Genomic DNA, 1,436 nt, shown 5'->3' with positions numbered 1-1,436 from the left:
GGGCGTGTCCGAATTTTTGTGTGTGAGGCGCCGGAAGACTTGTCCACGGTGTCGCTCGTCGCTTGCGACGAACGAGCGACGCGGTGGTCAAGTCGCTGCCGCATGTTACGCGGCGGGTCGGGTGAAGCGATCGCCGTAGGCAATCGCGAACTGATTCATCGCTTCGCGCCACTCCTTGGCCGAGCGACCCCAGTCGGCCGTGATGTTGCGCAGCGCCAGCCAGATCAACTTGGTCGCGGCATCGTCGCTGGGGAAGTGCCCGCGCGTCTTGATGATCTTGCGCAGCCGCGCGTGAATGCTCTCGATGGCGTTGGTCGTGTAAATCACGCGGCGCACCGCAGGACTGAAGGCAAAGAACGGGATCACGCGGTCCCAGGCCCGGCGCCAGGCCGCCACGACGGTGGGGAACTTCAGGCCCCAGGCGCCGGCCTCGAAGGCGTCGAGCGCGTGCGCGGCCGCCTCGGCGCTGGCGGCCGTGTAGATCGGCTTCAAGGCCGCCGCCAGCGCCTTGCGATCCTTCCAGCTCGCAAAGTCCAGGCTGTTGCGGATCAGGTGCACGATGCAGGTCTGCAGCGTCGTGACCGGATACACCGCCCCCAGCGCCTCGGGGATGCCCTTCAAGCCATCGGTAACAGCGATCAGGATGTCCTCGACCCCGCGGGTCTTGAGCTCGTTGAACACCTTCATCCAGAACTTCGCGCCCTCGGTGTTCTCGATCCACAGGCCCAGAATGTCGCGCGTGCCATCGGGCAGCACGCCCAGGGCCAGGTACACGGCCTTGTTGCGCACCACCGCCTCCTCCTTGATCTTCACGCGCAGCGCATCAAAGAAGACCACCGGGTACATGGGCTCCAGCGGGCGCCCCTGCCAAACCGAGACCTCGGCCATCACGGCGTCGGTGACCGAGCTGATGAACTCGGGGCTGACCTCGCTGCCGTACTGCTCGGCCAGGAAGCCCTGGATCTCGCGCACCGTCATGCCGCGCGCGTACAGCGCCACGATCTTGTCGTCAAAGCCGGTGAAGCGGCGCTCGTGCTTTGGGATGAGTACCGGCTCGAACGAGCCTTCGCGGTCGCGCGGCACCTCGATGCGCAGCGGGCCGTCCTCGGTGTGCACGGTTTTGGGGCTGCGCCCGTTGCGGTGATTGCCGCTGGCAGCGGGTCGGTCCACGCCGGGCAGATCGCCCAGGTGGTGCGACAGCTCCGCCCCCAGCGCGCGCTCGATCAGCGCCTTCTTCAGCGCCATGGTCGTGGCGCTGATTTGCTCGGCCGTCATCGGCGAGCCTTGCGCCACGAACTGATCGAGCAGTTCCTTGGGGATCTGCGGCAGCGCCGCTGTCCTGGCGGCAATAGCCGCGTTCTTCGTCTTTGTCTTGCTTGGCATAGATGCTCCTGATCGTCATGCTATGCCTCGCACACAAAATTACTGACAGGCTC

The 1,436-nt window shown here is 65.7% G+C and carries 1 protein-coding gene; it reads right to left on the bottom strand.

Going from position 1 to position 1,436, the window contains the following annotated elements; all coding sequences use genetic code 11:
- Positions 1-105 precede the first annotated feature (105 nt).
- A complete protein-coding gene (locus tag M3149_RS22565; protein ID WP_251711599.1) occupies positions 106-1,383 on the bottom strand; it encodes an IS256 family transposase in 1,278 nt (425 codons plus the stop codon).
- Between the last annotated feature and the right edge of the window lie 53 nt (positions 1,384-1,436).

Origin of the sequence: Hydrogenophaga intermedia (genome assembly GCF_023715105.1) — a bacterium.
Classification (GTDB): Bacteria; Pseudomonadota; Gammaproteobacteria; order Burkholderiales; family Burkholderiaceae_C; genus Hydrogenophaga; species Hydrogenophaga intermedia_A.
This window is presented reverse-complemented; position numbering and strand designations above follow the sequence as displayed.

Excerpts from the sequence above, each read along its gene's own strand:
- M3149_RS22565 (WP_251711599.1), bottom strand. The coding sequence starts at position 1,383 with ATGCCAAGCAAGACAAAGACGAAGAACGCGGCTATTGCCGCCAGGACA.